This is a genomic window from Salicibibacter cibarius (genome assembly GCF_016495725.1).
In the GTDB taxonomy this organism is placed as follows: domain Bacteria; phylum Bacillota; class Bacilli; order Bacillales; family Marinococcaceae; genus Salicibibacter; species Salicibibacter cibarius.
On the sequence record NZ_CP054705.1, the window covers coordinates 3943074 to 3960364 of the forward strand.

General features: G+C 41.4%; 26 protein-coding genes and 1 tRNA gene. 10 read left to right on the forward strand and 17 right to left on the reverse strand.

Annotation, left to right across the window (positions count from 1 at the left end; all coding sequences use genetic code 11):
* Window positions 1–262 precede the first annotated feature (262 nt).
* The 3 genes from HUG15_RS19890 to HUG15_RS19900 all read right to left on the reverse strand — a co-directional run bounded on the left by HUG15_RS19890 (window position 263) and on the right by HUG15_RS19900 (window position 2153).
* Window positions 263–937, reverse strand: coding sequence for a hypothetical protein (locus tag HUG15_RS19890; protein WP_200125115.1), 675 nt, complete (start codon window positions 935–937; stop codon window positions 263–265).
* Window positions 938–1560: 623 nt separating this feature from the next.
* A complete protein-coding gene (locus HUG15_RS19895) occupies window positions 1561–1788 on the reverse strand; it encodes a superinfection immunity protein (RefSeq protein WP_200125117.1) in 228 nt (75 codons plus the stop codon).
* A gap of 173 nt (window positions 1789–1961) precedes the next feature.
* A complete protein-coding gene (locus HUG15_RS19900) occupies window positions 1962–2153 on the reverse strand; it encodes a hypothetical protein (RefSeq protein WP_200125119.1) in 192 nt (63 codons plus the stop codon).
* A 338-nt stretch (window positions 2154–2491) separates the two neighbouring features.
* On the opposite strand from HUG15_RS19900, the gene HUG15_RS19905 reads away from it, so the two are divergent.
* The 5 genes from HUG15_RS19905 (at window position 2492) to HUG15_RS19925 (ending at window position 4591) form a co-directional block, all read left to right on the forward strand.
* Complete coding sequence (locus tag HUG15_RS19905) at window positions 2492–3121, forward strand: DUF4352 domain-containing protein (protein WP_200125121.1); 630 nt, start codon at window positions 2492–2494, stop codon at window positions 3119–3121.
* Window positions 3122–3207: 86 nt separating this feature from the next.
* The gene (locus HUG15_RS19910) at window positions 3208–3438 is read left to right on the forward strand and encodes a hypothetical protein (protein ID WP_200125123.1); all 231 of its coding nucleotides are present in this window, start codon (window positions 3208–3210) and stop codon (window positions 3436–3438) included.
* An 86-nt stretch (window positions 3439–3524) separates the two neighbouring features.
* Window positions 3525–3758 (forward strand): hypothetical protein, encoded by a 234-nt coding sequence (locus tag HUG15_RS19915; RefSeq protein ID WP_200125125.1) that lies wholly within the window; start codon window positions 3525–3527, stop codon window positions 3756–3758.
* A gap of 211 nt (window positions 3759–3969) precedes the next feature.
* On the forward strand, window positions 3970–4146 hold the full coding sequence (locus tag HUG15_RS19920) for a hypothetical protein (protein ID WP_200125127.1): 177 nt from the start codon (window positions 3970–3972) through the stop codon (window positions 4144–4146).
* The gene (locus tag HUG15_RS19925) at window positions 4124–4591 is read left to right on the forward strand and encodes a DUF4352 domain-containing protein (protein WP_200125129.1); all 468 of its coding nucleotides are present in this window, start codon (window positions 4124–4126) and stop codon (window positions 4589–4591) included. The genes HUG15_RS19920 and HUG15_RS19925 overlap by 23 nt, the downstream gene beginning before the upstream one ends.
* Window positions 4592–4702: 111 nt before the next feature.
* On the opposite strand, the gene HUG15_RS19930 is transcribed toward HUG15_RS19925, so the two are convergent.
* The 10 genes from HUG15_RS19930 to HUG15_RS19975 form a co-directional block, all read right to left on the reverse strand.
* Window positions 4703–5002: a hypothetical protein gene (locus HUG15_RS19930; RefSeq protein ID WP_200125131.1), complete on the reverse strand. Its 300-nt coding sequence runs from the start codon at window positions 5000–5002 to the stop codon at window positions 4703–4705.
* Between the two features lie 77 nt (window positions 5003–5079).
* Window positions 5080–5364: a hypothetical protein gene (locus HUG15_RS19935; protein WP_200125133.1), complete on the reverse strand. Its 285-nt coding sequence runs from the start codon at window positions 5362–5364 to the stop codon at window positions 5080–5082.
* A gap of 268 nt (window positions 5365–5632) precedes the next feature.
* On the reverse strand, window positions 5633–6754 hold the full coding sequence (locus HUG15_RS19940) for an IS4 family transposase (protein WP_200125136.1): 1122 nt from the start codon (window positions 6752–6754) through the stop codon (window positions 5633–5635).
* A gap of 90 nt (window positions 6755–6844) precedes the next feature.
* Window positions 6845–7066 (reverse strand): hypothetical protein, encoded by a 222-nt coding sequence (locus tag HUG15_RS19945; RefSeq protein WP_200125138.1) that lies wholly within the window; start codon window positions 7064–7066, stop codon window positions 6845–6847.
* A 150-nt stretch (window positions 7067–7216) separates the two neighbouring features.
* On the reverse strand, window positions 7217–7465 hold the full coding sequence (locus HUG15_RS19950) for a hypothetical protein (protein ID WP_211202284.1): 249 nt from the start codon (window positions 7463–7465) through the stop codon (window positions 7217–7219).
* A gap of 48 nt (window positions 7466–7513) precedes the next feature.
* Window positions 7514–7807, reverse strand: coding sequence for a hypothetical protein (locus HUG15_RS19955; protein ID WP_200125142.1), 294 nt, complete (start codon window positions 7805–7807; stop codon window positions 7514–7516).
* The gene (locus HUG15_RS19960; RefSeq protein ID WP_200125144.1) at window positions 7800–8285 is read right to left on the reverse strand and encodes a hypothetical protein; all 486 of its coding nucleotides are present in this window, start codon (window positions 8283–8285) and stop codon (window positions 7800–7802) included. The genes HUG15_RS19955 and HUG15_RS19960 overlap by 8 nt, the downstream gene beginning before the upstream one ends.
* A 245-nt stretch (window positions 8286–8530) precedes the next feature.
* Complete coding sequence (locus HUG15_RS19965) at window positions 8531–8752, reverse strand: hypothetical protein (protein WP_200125146.1); 222 nt, start codon at window positions 8750–8752, stop codon at window positions 8531–8533.
* A gap of 191 nt (window positions 8753–8943) precedes the next feature.
* Window positions 8944–9017 (reverse strand) — tRNA-Trp (locus HUG15_RS19970).
* A 492-nt stretch (window positions 9018–9509) separates the two neighbouring features.
* On the reverse strand, window positions 9510–10874 hold the full coding sequence (locus HUG15_RS19975) for an IS4 family transposase (protein WP_200125148.1): 1365 nt from the start codon (window positions 10872–10874) through the stop codon (window positions 9510–9512).
* On the opposite strand from HUG15_RS19975, the gene HUG15_RS23440 reads away from it, so the two are divergent.
* The gene (locus HUG15_RS23440) at window positions 10873–11007 is read left to right on the forward strand and encodes a hypothetical protein (RefSeq protein WP_281393566.1); all 135 of its coding nucleotides are present in this window, start codon (window positions 10873–10875) and stop codon (window positions 11005–11007) included. The two genes, HUG15_RS19975 and HUG15_RS23440, sit on opposite strands and share 2 nt — an antisense overlap.
* 437 nt (window positions 11008–11444) lie before the next feature.
* Here HUG15_RS23440 and HUG15_RS19980 read toward each other — a convergent pair whose 3' ends face one another.
* Window positions 11445–11645 (reverse strand): hypothetical protein, encoded by a 201-nt coding sequence (locus HUG15_RS19980; RefSeq protein WP_200125151.1) that lies wholly within the window; start codon window positions 11643–11645, stop codon window positions 11445–11447.
* A 334-nt stretch (window positions 11646–11979) separates the two neighbouring features.
* On the opposite strand from HUG15_RS19980, the gene HUG15_RS19990 reads away from it, so the two are divergent.
* Window positions 11980–13101: an IS4 family transposase gene (locus HUG15_RS19990; protein WP_200125155.1), complete on the forward strand. Its 1122-nt coding sequence runs from the start codon at window positions 11980–11982 to the stop codon at window positions 13099–13101.
* Between the two features lie 200 nt (window positions 13102–13301).
* Here the strand turns inward: HUG15_RS19990 and HUG15_RS19995 are convergent, their stop codons facing one another.
* On the reverse strand, window positions 13302–13877 hold the full coding sequence (locus HUG15_RS19995) for a Uma2 family endonuclease (RefSeq protein ID WP_200125157.1): 576 nt from the start codon (window positions 13875–13877) through the stop codon (window positions 13302–13304).
* 761 nt (window positions 13878–14638) lie between these two features.
* On the opposite strand from HUG15_RS19995, the gene HUG15_RS20000 reads away from it, so the two are divergent.
* Window positions 14639–14887 carry a hypothetical protein gene (locus tag HUG15_RS20000; protein WP_200125159.1) on the forward strand — a complete coding sequence of 83 codons (249 nt, stop codon included), beginning with the start codon at window positions 14639–14641 and terminating at the stop codon, window positions 14885–14887.
* A gap of 125 nt (window positions 14888–15012) precedes the next feature.
* Entirely contained in the window at window positions 15013–15825 is an 813-nt protein-coding gene (locus HUG15_RS20005; protein ID WP_200125161.1) for a hypothetical protein, read from the forward strand.
* 480 nt (window positions 15826–16305) lie between these two features.
* Here the strand turns inward: HUG15_RS20005 and HUG15_RS20010 are convergent, their stop codons facing one another.
* Both HUG15_RS20010 and HUG15_RS20015 read right to left on the reverse strand, forming a co-directional pair.
* Window positions 16306–16557: a hypothetical protein gene (locus HUG15_RS20010; protein WP_200125163.1), complete on the reverse strand. Its 252-nt coding sequence runs from the start codon at window positions 16555–16557 to the stop codon at window positions 16306–16308.
* Window positions 16544–16873 carry a helix-turn-helix domain-containing protein gene (locus HUG15_RS20015; protein WP_211202285.1) on the reverse strand — a complete coding sequence of 110 codons (330 nt, stop codon included), beginning with the start codon at window positions 16871–16873 and terminating at the stop codon, window positions 16544–16546. Before HUG15_RS20015 ends, HUG15_RS20010 begins: the two co-directional genes overlap by 14 nt.
* A 246-nt stretch (window positions 16874–17119) precedes the next feature.
* On the opposite strand from HUG15_RS20015, the gene sda reads away from it, so the two are divergent.
* Complete coding sequence (gene sda, locus HUG15_RS20020) at window positions 17120–17212, forward strand: sporulation histidine kinase inhibitor Sda (RefSeq protein ID WP_246516692.1); 93 nt, start codon at window positions 17120–17122, stop codon at window positions 17210–17212.
* Window positions 17213–17291: the final 79 nt, after the last annotated feature.

The window sequence follows — 17291 nt, forward strand, 5'->3', positions numbered from 1 at the left end:
CCGAGGGCGCCGAGCAGGTAGACATTTAAGTATATATTTATGTGTACATAAAGGTACACGTAAAGATAAACGTTTACGTACACATCTAAACATCAACATTCAACATAAAAGGGTGATAAGTTGCGGAAAATATCTCTAACCACCGTATTTAAAGGAAAGAAGCCAGCACCACTCTATCAAAATTCGGAGAACCGATATTCAAGTGTATCTCCCTTTCATTCTTTCTCGTCGAGGGTAGAGGAGCTGCTATCGTGATCGGCCACTATGTCACTGAACCATCTTCTTCAATGTCTTGTTGATAGTCGGCTACATCTTCAGGCGCATTGATCTCTTCCAGTTCTTCTTCTATCATTTCATACATTAAATCGATATTTTCATAATAAACTCTGATTGTACTGTAGATGTTTTCATCTCTGTAAAATTCAATCAGATCATAAATCCTTTCTTCTTCTTCGTCCCAATCAATAGCATCTTCTTCAAGTGATAAGTAAATATAAGAGTTTATTAATAATGAATTTCTACTGGATACCAAATCAAAATCTATATCTCGGGCATCCGGGAACAATTCATCAGTTTCATTGGTAAGGGTTTCGTCAATGCCCAAATCTCCCCATTTATGATATTGATAATTGTCGTAATATCGTTCAATGTTGATTCCTTTAGTAACCTGAAAAACAAGATGTTCATTTTCCACTGGATAAGCTTCTAAATAGTATAAGTTACGAGTAAAATCTTCATAATCATCATATTCTGCCACAAATTCCTCATCATAACGATCTTCCAAATAGCTTTCCGTTTCTTCTTCTACTTTTCCCGGATCATCAGGAGGGGGACTCGATTCAAAGAAGTTGTATAAGATGGCATATAGAGCAATACCGCAAAGAACGATAAAAGATACGATGGAAATGAGTATAATGATAATCGTTTTTCTGTTCATGAATATTCCTCCAGTGAACATAATCACAAAGCCACCCTTAACAACAAATGGGTGGCTATTGGAAGTATACTGATGCACAACTTCCTCTGTTGAGTGTCAACATTAATGACGGTTTTCAATAGTATTCCTAAACAAATTATAGCTTAAGTTCAAAAATTGGATCCCCATTACTTTCTATCATCAGAATACTTCGATTCATAAATTTGTTCAGCTTCTGATAAAGGTTCATATTCATGTTCAATTATTGGTTCCAACACTGGTTCAAGTATTGGCTCATAAAAATTATCCCTTAAATATTGAAGTTCTATTTGAGATAGTCATTAATAACCGTAGTCAAGTCATGGAGGACGTTATTCAGGCGTTGAACCAGCGCACCGAGCAGTACAAAGAAGCTGAAAGTCAATACTTTTTCAGTGTCTGCGGTTGTGTGCATGTTTTGTGAACCCCCGTACGTTTAGTTAGCTTACGCCTCACGATTTTTTATGTATGCGCATCTCGCAATAAGCATGTACCAGAATTGACCAAGTGGCGTTGAGAAACTGCATGAAAAAATAAAGGCGAAAAGAGCCAAGCAGTGGAGGATCACCGATTTCGCCTTTCGCCTGGTTGCCCATCAAGAGCAATTAATTGATCGTTTGTTGATTGGATTGGTCATTCGTTAATGACCATACGAGGCACGCCACCCAGCCTAAGAATGTCCATCCTAATAAAATATTAAGTGCTAATATGGCTGTTTTATTCTTATGGTTACGCGTGAAGGCAATAATAGTCGGTATCCCGTATATACCAATAGCAACCGCAATTCCAATGATAATAAGCAAAAAGAAAAAAATACTCACCACTATTTCCATACTAAAACGCTCCTTTTTTTAACGATCAGAATTATGTATGCTTTTTGTTTTTTGTTAGTTACTCATCATATACACGCCTTTTCGAAGATTTTTAGGGGTTTATTGACGATGCCTTTAGTGTAATAGATTTAGGAGAAATAGAAAAGATTTGATGTATGTCTGCGCATTTTATCCTATTCAATCCCAAAATTGCGGAGCAAAAAAGCATGCAGATGATCCGCTTGATCCGTGGGTATCTTCTTTCTCTGCTCATGCATAACGTCTGTCATCGCTTGAACATAAGCCTCGTGCTCTGTTACCCCTGATTTTTTCAGCATTTTATCCGCTCGGCGTTGAACGTCCATCACACAGGCCAGGTGATCCATCGCTTCTTCCCCCTTTTTATCTTAGTTTTGTGGTTGATCTTGCCTCCAAGGAACCTCGCGTTTGATCATCTTGGGTCTTTGGGCTCTGCTTATAGTGTAATAGATTTAGCGCAGGCGGAAAAGGGAAGCGGTATCATTTACAGGCAGAAGCAGGTAAACATTTATGTATATATTTATGTGTACATAAAGGGACACGTAAAGATAAACGTTTATGTACACCTGTAAGCATCAATGTTCAACATAAAAGGGTGATATGTTGCGGAAAAACCTGCTTTTATATGATAAAATGATAATTATTCGAATATAGAGAAACGCTGAGTCAATAGGAGGGATAGATAATGAAAATATGGACGAAAACAGCATCTATGATGTTCCTAAGCGCCGCATTGTTGGCCGCCTGCGGAGATGACGACGCAGACGAAGAGGCGAATGGCGAGGGTGCGCCGGACAATGATCGTGACATCACTGAAGCTGAGGAAGATGATGCGGACGAGGGTGTTGATGTTGATGCAACCGAAGAAGATGATAGTGACGATGAAAACGGCTCCTCGGATGATTTTGCGGAGGATCAGCAACTGTCTTTAGGTGAAACGGGAACTTATGATGCCAATTTTGGCACGTTTGAAATTACTTTAGATGATGTATGGACTGATGATGAGGTTGAAGGAGAACCTCCTGTTGATGACTTGTATGTTATTACAGAAGTTACCGTTGAGAATAATTCGGATGACACGATCGACGCACAAGATCTTGCTCATGCGGATTTATTAAATGAAGATGAATCAAATATCGGGGTTTATTGGTTTTATGGTTTTGATGGAGACTTAGAACCTGGCGAATCTTTAACCGGAGAATTAGTCTTTGATCATACGGATTCTAGTTATTATGAGTTAACTTACGGGTGGGGCCCAGATTCCTTATCCAACGAAGTCCGCTGGGAATTTGATGAGAGTGAGCTTGAGGAATAACGAACGTTCATCTCATCGTTGTGCCATAAACGGTTTAAATTGTTGAACACACAAGAAATCATATAAATGAAAAGGGTGATTTTTCTATGCTATGGATTGCTACACAAGACAAACAAAGTTTGATAAATGTAAAAGAAGTTACGGTCAACGGGAAAAAGTTAAAGGGTGTGATTGGCACAAAGGTTAGACATGATTGGAGTAAAGATTTAGGAAAATATGAATCAAATGCAAGAGCACTAGACATTCTTAATGAAATATTTATGAAAATCGAAGAAAACAATGGTGCTTCTGTGACATTCGCTATGCCTGAAAAATAGGAATCACTTTGTTCAATAAATGGAGCGCAATTGGTTTATCAAGTATCGCCTATATTCATGGATTCGATCAGATTGGAGGTTGAAAATTGGGCATTATTTTAGGTGTATTATTCCTTATGTGGGGAATTATCATACTTGCCATAGGAGCAAAGAAAATGAGTAACAAAGACCTTAAAGCTAAGAGTCGTGGTGACAACTTCTTGTTTGAGGTTGAATGGCTTACATTATTAATTCAGAAGTTACCTTCTCCCTTTGTTCGGTCATTTGTAGTCATCGTTGGAGTGGCTTTCTCAGGTCTTGGCGTGTTCCTCATTGTTTAATACAATTTCTGTAGCAATAGGACACGTTTGCTGAACCAATGATGGCTTTTTTAAACTATATGGTCGTTTTATTGCTTTGTTTGATTAAAGAGCCATTTTGCGAAAAAACAATGATATTCGTTTGTATGAGTAAAACGCGTTTTTTGAATGGTAAAATTATGATAATTAATACAAATACAGAGAATTGCTGAATCGATAGGAGGTATACATAATGAGAACAGTTACGAAAATAGCACCCACGGTATTTTTAAGTGCAACATTGTTAGTTGCCTGCGGAGATGATGAGGAAGAGGCGACAGGTGAAGACGCCCCGGACACGGATGATGATACAAGTGAAGCTGAGGAAAATGACACGGACGAAGACGTTGATAGACGAGAGCGAAGATGATGAAGGCGATAATGGATCTTCAGAAGAGGATTTCGAGGAGGACCAACAGTTAACGTTAGGGGAAACTGGGACATATGATTCCAATATGGGTACCTTTGATATTACACCTAATGATGTTTGGGCAGAAGATGAATATGAAGGAGATAGCCCTGAAAATGATCATTTTATTTTTATTGATGTCACGATAGAAAATGTATCAGATCAAACAGTTGATGGGTTGGATTTGGCTGATTCAGATTTAATGAATGAAAGTGAGTCATACGTCGGTACTTATTGGGATGATGGATTTGAAGGTGAAGAAGTTGGTCCTGGTGATTCAATTGACGGGGAAATTATTTTTGATATATCAGAAACTAATAGCTACGAACTGATATATGGACTTAATCTAGGCTCACTTGCCAACGAAGTCCGCTGGGAATTTGATGAGAGTGAGCTTGAGGAATAAATCAACGTACAAGAAGTCACACACAAAAATCAGTGTGGCTTTTTTATATGAAGATGGTTATCATTGTTTTTACTCTGGCGGATTTTGTATGTATTCTCAAATAAGCTATTTTCATCCATAACCTCTGGTTACGCCATAAAAAATCAAAATCAGCGCGAGTATACCGATACTCATAAAAACGGTTTTGATGCTGATTGGCCTTCCGGTCATTGTTCGGACCAATGCCAGTATGCCGACATAAAGCATTATTGCAAGTACCCCTACAAATAGCAAAGGTACCCATGTATTTTCATTTAAAAAATGTGAAACTTGTTCCGTGTTTCGATCCCCATACCAAGCGAATAATAGTCCGGCACCACTTCCTCCAATAATCATTGCCCAAAAAAGTCTATTCCAAGCTTTGTCGCTCATCAATCACACCTCGTTTTACTTATGATCGGCTCGGCGTTGAACGTCTATCACACATTCTAATTGACCGTCGCTTCTGATTACAGCCTTATCATCGCTAAAACAGAGAATGCTATTATAATCAGAATACCCGTTTTAATATACGTTCTAAATGTTACTTTTTTCTCTGATTCAAAGCCTCGGATGAAGGAGAGGAATAATAAGTATCCGCAGACACAGATTATCCCTACAAGTGTCACCATTATCCCCGTGTTTTCAACAAGGACGCTGTCTCCTTCTGTTGCGGAATAACTTGTACTAAAAGCAATGGTTATAATTATAGCCAATACCACTACAAATAAAATATTCCACGTCCGATCTTTCATCTCTCTTCCACCCCCTGACTGACTTAAAGGCAATCCCAAATGCTCTGTTTTTCGACGATAAAGCTACCCCACCATTTGGTCTGATGTTGAAGGGCCCGTTCTTATTTAAGATAAACGTCTCGTTTAGGGACAACACTGGCTCGCCATGACTACAGCCCAAAAACCCAATGCACAATGGATGCAATCGTAATTAAAAAAGCTAATCCTATCAATGATTCTACAGCCATTTTCAGGCGCGTTGATTTACCATTAAATTCCATAAAATTACTTACGTAGGTGTCATGTTCTTCCTGTCATCTAGAAATTGAGCTAAGGTGTCTTTGACTTCCAATGGAGATGTACCAAGGATCAATTCCCGTGCAAATTGAATGAACGTACGCCGGGTCATCCGCCATACAGGTGCCAGCTGGTTGTATAAAAATCGCAGGACCATATAAACCATGATGGCGCAAAATAATTGCCCATAGACCGCATTCGGCGTCGTTCCAAAGAAGTGATTCAGATTCAAGTGTTGTTTGAGAAAGCGGTGAAAAAGCTCGATCTGCCAGCGTGCCTTATAGAGATCGGCGATATCTTCGGCAAAAAGGGTGCTGAGGTTTGTGGCCACCCGAAGGGTATTCCCTTCATCATCATAAAAACAAACGATACGAAACCGGTGATTGGACTGCTTCTTCCCTTTCCCTATTTTCGCTGAATAATCATCGAAAACTCTGGAATGTTCAGACGTTACACGTGGGATAGGCTCCCGCTCTTCGGTATAGATGGACGTTTTCAAGCGGATCACAAAGCCTTTGTCCTCGTCTTCAAGGTTATCGAAATCACGGATGGTGGCATAGGCGCGGTCTCGAACAGATGTGATCAATTGGTGCGAAAATGAATGAGCAACAGCCGCATCATGCGTCAATCCTTTGGAAGCCTCCACTTGGATCGGAAGCAGCGTATCCACACGGAAAAATGTATGCATTTTAACGCCGTTACGTTTCCCGTGATAAGGCGCCCATGGGAGCCGGTTTTCGCCTACGGTCATCGTCGTTGAATCCAGCGCTGCCAACGAAACCGGCAAGTCCATGGAACGACGAGTTTCCCGATTGAAACGGGAACCTAAAAGCTCCAGTATCTCTTTGACGGCTTCATAAGGAAGGATGCTAGCTTTTGTCGATAACGTCGTGTGATCAACGGCTTTGAGGCTCGGATCAATTTTGAGTTTGTTCTCGCTTTCACGGTAATTTTGCCATTGTTCACTTGACGCCAATAGCCAAAAGAAAATTTGATCGGTTCCCAGCCATTTTCGCCCGACTTCTTGGTAATCATGTGAACGAAGAATGTTCTCGATTTCTTCCATCGACACGAAGGATTTAAAAACCTTTAAAAGTGTGTTAGATTGTCCCATGAAGGCATCACTCCTTTGGTAGGGTTTACCTTTATGGTCATAGTGATGCCTTCATTTTTTTAAGTCATTTGCTTGGATAATTTTGGCTAATCAACGCGCCTGAGCCATTTTCCATGTCACTTTTTTATCTTCCGTGTCCCTTCGCTTCACCCCTAAAAACCCCAAAAACATTAGTATGGCACTTCCTACAAAAAGCAGATAATTACCCTCTACAATATTACTGAGCACCTCGGGATTAAAAAAACCTAAAAAGATAAATACACCCAAAAATATGCTCGACAGTATTGCCATGACATTCCAAAATTTGTTCACCCTAGACACCTCAAACATTTCAAAAAGGATTCTTCATGGTTCTCTTTCTTCAATGTAATAAACGTATACGAAAATGTAAACGTTTAAGTAAACACCTATCGACGGGTGCATGACCCGGCGCGCGCGTGGCGCACCGACATGTGGCAAATCCTATGGCCTAACGGTTCCTTGTAGGTCTTTAATAATTGCGCAGGTCGTTCCAGGCTCGATCCGTTTAAACTCGCCATGGTTAATCAAAATCACAATGGCAAAGGCGCCCTGAACCTCTAGGATGTCCAGGTCTTCCATGCGCCCTTCGATACCGGCTTCAAGGTCTACGTTGTGGCAGATATCAAAACGACCGGAAGTCATGGCGGCTGTATGAAGCCTTAGATTATCCATTATCGCCTGATGCCACAAAAAAGACACACCACCGTTTCCGATGGTGCGCCAATCACTCGTATAGGGTTATTGATGTTTAGCAGCGAAATAATCTTCAATTTCTCTTAATGGGACGAGTGACGTGTCTTTATCTGGAAATTCTTCTTGGTAATCTTTGCGCATTTTTTTGACGGTTTCGATGATATGGCGATAGTCTTCCGACGTTGCGCTTGGGTTTGGTTGTGCATATACACCGTTTAAATGTTTGTCGATGTAGTCGGCATGCTGACTACTTGCTTCGGCCTGTTCCCGGATGATTTTTTTGCGTTCCGATTCGGATATCGGCGGAAACTTGGCAACAAGCTTTTTGTTTTTAATCATCAGCATTCACTCCTTTCCTTAAGTATAACTCAATGAGTTGGATGCAAGCAAAGGGGTCAAATACCATGGCGGGTTCCGGTGCATAATGAAGTTCACCACCAAAAGCCTTGTAGTTATCAAGGACTTGCGGTGTGGTTTTGGTTTCAACTAAAATAAAAGGTTCATCTTCAATAGAGGTACATTGATGGGCCACATAAGCAAGAAGCGGACCTGTGATAAGAAGTAAATTGTCGGGATTTTTATAATCCCTTTTTTCTAATGCTTTCACTCGAAAGAAGCCTTTTTCTTGACGGTATGCGATTAACGCTTGGGTATCAGTGTTCCCACGAACCGTTAATTTATAAATCAAATATTCACCGTCTTTGATGAGCTGATGCCAATCAAAGAAGGCGCCAGGGAAAACATCAAGGCGAGAAGCCGGTTGAACAGATCCTTTGTAGATTTCGCCACTTGTTTTTGTCGGAATAATAACGTTCATGAGAGTGCTCCTTATCGGTATATACGATCTACATTACCAAATATGTTGTCGCGAGAGAAGGGTATAATCGGACATTTTTATCTGTTTGCCACTTGTGCTTACAAGGATGCTCGCCATTTTAATGACGAGAGGAATTATACAGTTAGTTTTCCATAGTTTAATTTTCCAGTACCCCCCGTTGCAGAAAAAAGAACCGGTACGCGCGTGGCGCATCGATGCTATGCGCGCATGAAAAAAGCCCCCGGTTATTCTGAGGGCTTTGAACGCTCTTCTTTATACTTTCGAACAAGTTCGCGTGTGATTGCTTTTTCTTTCTCGGTGTCTTTGCCGCGACCGTCGGCGTAGACGCCACCAAAATGATCATCAATGTACTGCTCATGAGGGTCAACAGGCGTCATGGTCTGATTGAATCCAGGTTTCTTTTTCGGATCGATATTAGGGTGATGCTCGCGGTTTATCGTGATCACGCTCCTTCACGGAATAAATCCTTGTCTATGGGAAAAACAACCCCTGGATTTGAAACAGACAGCAAGCAATTAAACAATGTCATCGACGCACCCTATATGCCCGACATAAGGTGCGACTTTGACGTAAGGGTAGGAGATAGATTTATAATAGATGCTTATTTAGCCCGTGCATCTCAACGGGCGTGATTGTTTGGCAGAGGTCGCGGGAATCGAACCCGCATCGGAGGGTTTGGAGCCCTCTGTTTTACCGTTAAACGATACCTCTATGTTGAATATAACATTATTTTCCAATTTTTTCAATTGATTTTGCCATACAAGAAGCACGACGTGGTGCTATCGGTATGCGGTATACTTATGAAAGCGCTTTAATTATGTACCTTTTTGAAGGCTTTTGACCAGGAACATCGAGGGACAAGCGAGTACAAAAAAGGAACAAACGCTTAATTTTGCATACATAAAAGTAAAATGATACGTTAAAATCTTTTATACATTTGCTTCTGTGTGTACGCACTCACGTTTGTATACCGCCTTACATCGTTGAATTTGGGGTCTCATGTTCCTTCAAACCCCCGAAATGTTCCTCTTTGTTCCTCCATGTTCCTCTTTTTTTACGCCAAATTGGAACATAATATTGTTGATTTAACAGTATTTACAAAAGCTGTGTTCCTTTGTTCCTCTTTTATATAAATAACTCAACTTTCGGACATGACTAACACACGTAAACCTCTGATATAAAGGGATTTAAGGTTGTTTACTTTTAAGAAAGTAACGGTTTTCGCAAAAAATCCGGTAGATGATCAAACAAGCGATCCAGAAACGGTTGAATTTGCTCGTCGGTGAGCAAGTGTTCTTCCGCGAGCATCGACCCTAACACGTCAAGGATCATCAAGAGTGCTTCAGAAAATCGAAGATCTTCGACCTCATCACAGCACATGAAAAACAGTTGCCCAATCGTGCGAGGATCTTCTCCCTCTCGCGAGCTCACAGCGAGCATCATGTAGCGGAGGAAAACGATCGACGTATGCGCTGTCAGCGCATCATAACTGCGGCACTGAAATTCCTTGGCCAATCGCAAGTGAGATTTGGTCACTTTGAAAAAGCATTCAATGGCCCAGCGTTTGCCATAAATGCGGGCAGCATCTTCTTCCGTATGATCCAGGTTCGTCGTCAGGATGGCTAACCACTTTTTCGAACGGTCGCGATCACGAACAAAGATGATGCGAGCTTGAACCTCTCGACCATCTTCATCCGACCCCAGCCCTACAAGGATCGAAGCAAGGATTTTCGCTCGCCCCCGTTTCTTGCGCACTTTTTGGTAAAGCTGGTTCACTGTATAGGATTCCCCTTCATAGGTGTAGTGAATCTTGGATGATCGTTTGATCATACACACAACATCCAGGGGATACTGGGTGACCACTCGTTTGATGATTGAAGGGTATGCAAACCAACTATCGAAAAGGAGTGTTTTAGCGCCAAGCTTCACAGGGTTGATGTCATCCAGCAAAGTGAACAACGTTTCCGTTCCTTTTTGTAGCGCTTCTTGTCGGCGGCGATAACCCACCGTTCGTTTGTCGATGTTCGGATTTACCTCCTGGAAACGGTTTTTTACATTTCTCGAACTGAGTAGTGAAAAGGCCAGAGGCAGAAATGTTGTGCCATCTGACCAGCCGAGCGTGAGCATCCGAAAGCCTTTAAAGTAGGCGCCTGTGGTATGATCTTTAACACGCGCGAGAAGTTCGACAGCTTTACTTCGATTACGGTCATAGCTCGAGTCATCGACGATTAACACACCATCGCGATTGGTTAACGGTCGGAGGTAGGTCTCAATGAGATGAGCGCTAACCAAGACGAGAAATTTCCGCCAGTTGTACGTTGAGCGTTTCATCAAATCGTACACCGCATCCTTTTCCGGTGCATCAGGGAGACGGTCGGATTCAAGCGTCCGGTAAAGATTTTTCCCTTGAAGAACGAGAGAAAAGATAAATTGCACAAGCACGAGCGCAGTTAACCCTTTTTCTTTATGAATATTGGATTGATGCAAAAACGTACCAACTTTGGCCTGTTTGAAAAAGCGCATCACCCGAGATTGTTGTTGGTTATTTTGATAGGAATCTGGTACCATGGAAGCCACAGAAAACATCCTTTCTTTGGTTTTGGTGGTTGTACCTTTATTTTACCAAAGAACAGGGTGTTTTTTGCTTTTTTCGGATAAAAAATCTGCTGAAAATCCTGATTTCACAAGGGTTTACCTGTGATTTTTAGCTCCGAAAGTTGAGTAAATAAATTGGACATGTATAACGCATATATACGCGTACGCACACGCATGCGCGCACACGTAAAAAGTTTCTTTGAAAATCAGAGGAGCAATGGGTCACATCATACGCTTTCTCCCTAATCCAGCCCTCATAACACTTCGAGCTGCCAGCTATTCGGACTTCCTGTTTTCTTGCACAGTCATCCCGCTCTCGTGCCAACATGGGATTCAGCTCTGTTCAGGGATTTGCCTTCAGATCCTCCGCACGATACCTCACGGTCATCGCACTATCTGTTAGCTAATGCTTACCGGCTGTTCGGCTGCATTCGGGTCTTGCACCCTATAGCGGTATGTGCTGCCACTCACGAAAAAAACCCCCGGTTATTCCAAGGGCTTTGCGCGTTCTTCTTTATACTTTCGAACAAGCTTGCTGTACGTCTATTTATTCTTTTCTTCCATTTCTTTTGCATGCTCCATGGCTTTTTTCCGCAATTCCGGTGTGGACTCTGGGTTAGGCTGAGCATAAACCCCTTTGAGTTCCCGGTCAATATATTCAGTTTGATCGTTTTTCTCCATCTCCATACGTTGGCGTCTGCGCTCTTCTTCTGACATGTTGCGAAATGCTTTCGCTTTAATCATCGGCATCCGCTCCTTCTCTTAAGTATAACCCAATAAGTCGCTCACAAGCCAGCCCCGGTAGTTGTCAAAAAAAGAACTGACCGCCGAGAAAGGTGACCGGTTTTAAGAGCTATTTGTTTTTATGATCGTCGGAATTATTATCACGGTGCTTTCGATATTGACGGACGGCTTCTCTTGTTTCTTTGATCGTCTGGTCTATATCTGTGTCCGGTGTGTAGACATAAACCCCATCACAGGCGCGTTGATTAGCCAAAATTATCCAAGCAAATGACTTAAAAAAATGAAGGCATCACTATTACCATAAAGGTAAACCCACCAAAGGAGCGATGCCTTCATGGGACAATCTAACACACTTTTAAAGGTTTTTAAATCCTTCGTGTCGATGGAAGAAATCGAGAACATTCTTCGTTCACATGATTACCAAGAAGTCGGGCGAAAATGGCTGGGAACCGATCAAATTTTCTTTTGGCTATTGGCGTCAAGTGAACAATGGCAAAATTACCGTGAAAGCGAGAACAAACTCAAAATTGATCCGAGCCTCAAAGCCGTTGATCACACGACGTTATCGACAAAAGCTAGCATCCTTCCTTATGAAGCCGTCAAAGAGATACTGGAGCTTTTAGGTTCCCGTTTCAATCGGGAAACTCGTCGTTCCATGGACTTGCCGGTTTCGTTGGCAGCGCTGGATTCAACGACGATGACCGTAGGCGAAAACCGGCTCCCATGGGCGCCTTATCACGGGAAACGTAACGGCGTTAAAATGCATACATTTTTCCGTGTGGATACGCTGCTTCCGATCCAAGTGGAGGCTTCCAAAGGATTGACGCATGATGCGGCTGTTGCTCATTCATTTTCGCACCAATTGATCACATCTGTTCGAGACCGCGCCTATGCCACCATCCGTGATTTCGATAACCTTGAAGACGAGGACAAAGGCTTTGTGATCCGCTTGAAAACGTCCATCTATACCGAAGAGCGGGAGCCTATCCCACGTGTAACGTCTGAACATTCCAGAGTTTTCGATGATTATTCAGCGAAAATAGGGAAAGGGAAGAAGCAGTCCAATCACCGGTTTCGTATCGTTTGTTTTTATGATGATGAAGGGAATACCCTTCGGGTGGCCACAAACCTCAGCACCCTTTTTGCCGAAGATATCGCCGATCTCTATAAGGCACGCTGGCAGATCGAGCTTTTTCACCGCTTTCTCAAACAACACTTGAATCTGAATCACTTCTTTGGAACGACGCCGAATGCGGTCTATGGGCAATTATTTTGCGCCATCATGGTTTATATGGTCCTGCGATTTTTATACAACCAGCTGGCACCTGTATGGCGGATGACCCGGCGTACGTTCATTCAATTTGCACGGGAATTGATCCTTGGTACATCACCATTGGAAGTCAAAGACACCTTAGCTCAATTTCTAGATGACAGGAAGAACATAACACCTACGTAAGTAATTGTATGGAATTTAATGGTAAATCAACGCGCCTGACCCCATCATAATATTCATCAATATAATCTTCCCATTCACCTGTCGTCCTATTCACGCTTATCCTTAGAGACTCTCTTCTTTTGCTTCTCAGACATGGATATCAGTCTCCTTTCATAGATTTACGTGGAGAGGTTCACTGCCCATGAATGTGAAGGAAGCATTCACCTATACAATTTTTCAATATCCACCTCAAAGCCTGCCAACATCTCGGACTGAACCATGCCTTTGTCTTTCGCAATAGCTTGCTGCTGGTATTGCATCGAATCATCAAGGACATAAACTTGAATTGTATTTAAAAGAGGATTAATAATCCAATATTCTTTGACGCCGTACTGCATATACAGATTCAGCTTAAAAACTAAATCATGTGACTGATTAGAAGGGCTGAGGATTTCGAAGACAACAGTCGGAGCACCAACGTACTTAGCTTCATGGAGACCGGTTTTATCACAGATCACAGATAAATCGGGTATGACGATTTTTTTGAGTTTTTCAAGGTCTTTATCCTCTTCGTTTTTAAGTTCGATGTCAAAAGGTGCAGGGAAAACTTCACAATTCGAGCCGTCTAAATGCTGAAAAAGCTGTGCGTGCAGCCTTGAAGAGATTCTTTGGTGTTTGGTTGATGGCGAGGGGGACATGTAAATAACGCCGTCAATGTATTCGAGCAGTTGATCTGTGTTTTCTCGGCGTTGATAAAATTCTTCCAGGGTTACAGTCTCTTTTTCGGGAATGCTCATGTTTTAACACCTTCCCTGTTTAATTAATGCTTTGTTTGTATTATAACATTGTTTTAACAACAATTTTTGTAAATCGGTCGGCGAAATCCATGTTTCTTACTCCTGCTTCGGGTGTATAGCATTGTAGCACTTATGCTACAAAAAACAATGAGTGGTCATGGTTGCCAAAAAAGAACCGATCGCCGATAAAGGCGACCGGTTTTAAGGGTTATTCGTTTTTATGATAGTCGGATTCATATAATGGCGGTGTTTGCGGAAATGACGAACGGCTTCTCTTGCCTCGTGAACCTCTCCACCTAAATCAAAGATTTTGATGGAGCATCCCCTGTCTTAAATACAGCTCAATATCTCGCATTGTCATTCCCTTCGGGAAGTTTTGCGCCAGATTTAGGCTAATGAATGAAGACAAGTTCCAGAATGTTCTTATTCGCAGCATAGAAACTTTTGTCTACAATGCGAACCTTATTATTTCTAACAAGGGTTTTAACACCGAATATTTTACATGTCGAACGCTTTTTCGACACAACCCATATATCCAATTATCAATGAACGAATATAAAGGCCGTACCTCTTCATTGGGCGGTGCTTTATATGATAGATACATTATATCAAACATTTGTTCCTAATCCTAGTCCTTTTAGAAATCTTTTTTATTACGAATAAGAAATAAAAAGAGCGCCTAACCCCCGCTAAATCGTAGATTTTGAAGGGGAATGCGGCGCTAGAAGTATTCAAACCCTTTTGGGGGTATTCTTGTTAGTTTGGAAGCACGTGACGGTTTCGATCCAGAGCCCATTGCCAACATTCAAGTGCAACGACAAACGAGTACCGGTGGCATCTACGAGACCGTTGCTACGCTGGATGGTCAGCAAACAGACCTTCATGAAACATTCGAGGGGGTTACGAGTTCCAATAATCTTGTACGAGTTGTCTATAATGCGAATAGAGACCAAGAGGTAGAACCATTCTACTCGTCTTCGTTTACGCATACGTGGCCTTCCAGTGATTAAATAATAAGGCAACCTATTTTTGGGTTGCCTATTACATATACGAAAATGCTTATCATAATAGGTTGTTGCTGGCGTAATAGTTTTGTAAAATAGGGGCTGTAAACGAATTAAAAAGGGTAGATAAAATGCTTAAACATATGTTTTATTTAGGGGTCGTTCCGTTTTTGGCTCTGACCGGTTGTTCAAATGCAGAAGAAGAAGTGGCAGAAGCAAAGAAAGCAGATGATTATTCGCATATATGGGAAGATGATGAACGCCACCTTGAAAGTTTAGACACGCAGCTGAGCGACGAGGATTATGAAACCATAGAGGAATTGTTCCATAATTTTGAACTCCCCGAAGAAGGGCAGTTAACGACGGAAGAAGCGCATGACCACTTCCCGGATGTAGAGAATCAACCGGATGATTATTTCTTTTCCGATGGGGATATCATTTATGAAAATTACTATGTGTTTGACGCGGATACGCAAAAACTAAATTCTTTGATTTCGAACCCGGATCCAGACTCTCTTAGTGGTACAATGCCTTATGATACGCAATCATTGGGCGTATTTATGACATCTGTCGAACAGACGAATCAGCAAGTGCGTACCCCTACTGGCGAAACGATTGAGGGTACGTTGCCTGATTTGACAGACGAAGACCATGAAGCACTAAGTGATGACGATTACCAGGTATTATCCAAAGAGGATATGCAAACCGAAGACGTCAAAGGATGGCTGGCTATGCAACTGTTCATTGATCTTGTAGACGGAAATCTCGAACAGATGCAACCGCATATTAAAGACTATGAAGAATTGTACACATGGGCAGAGGAAACAAGGCAACATGCTCAAGTGGCGGACAGGCACGGATACAATAATTATGAAGCCGCCTATGACCATATTCAAAAAGCTACCGAAAACCTGGAAAAGATGAACGAGGTTATTCCAGATTAGGTGATATTGGGTGTGTGAGAGGATTCGAATAATAAACGCAACGTTTTCAAGCAATCACCTATGTGATTGCTTTTTTTGATTATTCATTGTCAGCCGTCTTGCGACGGAAAAACCATGGTCCGGCTATCCATGTCGTAATCACTAAGGGGGTCAAGTAAAAGATAAGGTAAATCGGCAAATACGTATACGATGTTGTTTGGAATTCAGATGAAGTATGATCAACGTGATAAATATGTGGCTGTGACTTAATGATAATAAAAGAAACGATGCATATAGCGGCAGTCACAATTAAAGGGATAAAGACAAACCATTTGGTTTTGAATAAAGAAAAGATATAGCATAGAGCAAAACCTAATATGAAATAGATTGCTATCATAAATAAAACAAAGAACATGAATACCACCAACTGTATTGTTTCGCGTAATGAACAATATAACGAAGTGGGAATGGTTTTACATAACCATTCCCGATCGTGATCTATTATACTTCTTGGTTAATAAAATATAACATTTTATCAGCATATGCGTTCCCAATAGCCCCTCCTTCGAAGGGTTCAACATCATCTTCGGGTTCTGTTTCAGAGCCTTCCCCATATTGTAACAAAATATTTCTTAATGTTATATCATCTGGCCTAGATCCTGCCATAACACGAGCCGGGGCCCGTGTTTCTATGTCTTGTGCGTTTCTTCGATTATGTTCGAAATAACCTATGTTTTTATCATTCTGGATCATCTTTGAAAAGCTCGTAAAGCATATTACGGACTTTTATCTGCGTCGTCGCATCTTGCATTAAAAGAAACGTATGGATGTCCTTGATGGCTTCATTTTTGTTAGCGCCAAGCCTGATAAGATCAAAAAGGTCGAGGTCAAAAACGTTTGCAATTTTTTCTAGTGTGCGAATCGTAACATTCCGTTGGCCGCGCTCAATGGCTCCGACATAACTCGGCGCTGTTCCTATATACTCAGCAAGTTGTTCCAGGGTCATACTATTCGCTTTCCGACACCCCCGAATGGCAGCACCGATCCTTTCTGCCGTTGTCATGTTCATAAAAAAACGCTCGCTTTCCTTCTTCTTGTACCAAGTGTAGTGAATCAACCCGAATAAATAGAGATCATTATAAAATCTTTTTTGTGATAAAATAATTCATATAACATTAGGTTGGTGAAGGTCCAGATAAGGGTAGTGTATGAGGAAGAAGAAAGAAACATACATGCTAAAACAAAAGGGTCGGTGATAGGCGTGAAAGATCTACCGGATGCCATTTTAGTCGATGCTTACTTCCGGGCGATGGAGATGCGGTTGCAAGACGATTTTATTCAAATTCTGAGAAACGAGATCGACAAAAGGAATTTAACAAGATTGTCAACCGAGAAAATCATGTTATAGGGGCATATATATAATCATATAAGGATTATTTTATATCTATTTATGATATAATGAAAACTGAAATATAAAAGACATATAC

Bases quoted from the DNA above. Each gene is read 5' to 3' on its own strand.
- HUG15_RS20005 (WP_200125161.1), top strand. From the start codon at position 15,013: ATGCTTAAACATATGTTTTATTTAGGGGTCGTTCCGTTTTTGGCTCTG.
- HUG15_RS19905 (WP_200125121.1), top strand. From the start codon at position 2,492: ATGAAAATATGGACGAAAACAGCATCTATGATGTTCCTAAGCGCCGCA.
- HUG15_RS20015 (WP_211202285.1), bottom strand. From the start codon at position 16,873: ATGAACATGACAACGGCAGAAAGGATCGGTGCTGCCATTCGGGGGTGT.
- HUG15_RS23440 (WP_281393566.1), top strand. From the start codon at position 10,873: ATGGAAGCCACAGAAAACATCCTTTCTTTGGTTTTGGTGGTTGTACCT.
- HUG15_RS19980 (WP_200125151.1), bottom strand. From the start codon at position 11,645: ATGATTAAAGCGAAAGCATTTCGCAACATGTCAGAAGAAGAGCGCAGA.
- HUG15_RS19920 (WP_200125127.1), top strand. From the start codon at position 3,970: ATGAGAACAGTTACGAAAATAGCACCCACGGTATTTTTAAGTGCAACA.
- HUG15_RS19960 (WP_200125144.1), bottom strand. From the start codon at position 8,285: ATGAACGTTATTATTCCGACAAAAACAAGTGGCGAAATCTACAAAGGA.
- HUG15_RS19910 (WP_200125123.1), top strand. From the start codon at position 3,208: ATGCTATGGATTGCTACACAAGACAAACAAAGTTTGATAAATGTAAAA.
- HUG15_RS19900 (WP_200125119.1), bottom strand. From the start codon at position 2,153: ATGGATCACCTGGCCTGTGTGATGGACGTTCAACGCCGAGCGGATAAA.
- HUG15_RS19990 (WP_200125155.1), top strand. From the start codon at position 11,980: ATGGGACAATCTAACACACTTTTAAAGGTTTTTAAATCCTTCGTGTCG.
- HUG15_RS19995 (WP_200125157.1), bottom strand. From the start codon at position 13,877: ATGAGCATTCCCGAAAAAGAGACTGTAACCCTGGAAGAATTTTATCAA.
- HUG15_RS19895 (WP_200125117.1), bottom strand. From the start codon at position 1,788: ATGGAAATAGTGGTGAGTATTTTTTTCTTTTTGCTTATTATCATTGGA.
- HUG15_RS19955 (WP_200125142.1), bottom strand. From the start codon at position 7,807: ATGATTAAAAACAAAAAGCTTGTTGCCAAGTTTCCGCCGATATCCGAA.
- HUG15_RS19975 (WP_200125148.1), bottom strand. From the start codon at position 10,874: ATGGTACCAGATTCCTATCAAAATAACCAACAACAATCTCGGGTGATG.
- HUG15_RS20010 (WP_200125163.1), bottom strand. From the start codon at position 16,557: ATGATCCAGAATGATAAAAACATAGGTTATTTCGAACATAATCGAAGA.
- HUG15_RS19935 (WP_200125133.1), bottom strand. From the start codon at position 5,364: ATGAAAGATCGGACGTGGAATATTTTATTTGTAGTGGTATTGGCTATA.
- HUG15_RS19890 (WP_200125115.1), bottom strand. From the start codon at position 937: ATGAACAGAAAAACGATTATCATTATACTCATTTCCATCGTATCTTTT.
- sda (WP_246516692.1), top strand. From the start codon at position 17,120: ATGCGGTTGCAAGACGATTTTATTCAAATTCTGAGAAACGAGATCGAC.
- HUG15_RS19930 (WP_200125131.1), bottom strand. From the start codon at position 5,002: ATGAGCGACAAAGCTTGGAATAGACTTTTTTGGGCAATGATTATTGGA.
- HUG15_RS19940 (WP_200125136.1), bottom strand. From the start codon at position 6,754: ATGGGACAATCTAACACACTTTTAAAGGTTTTTAAATCCTTCGTGTCG.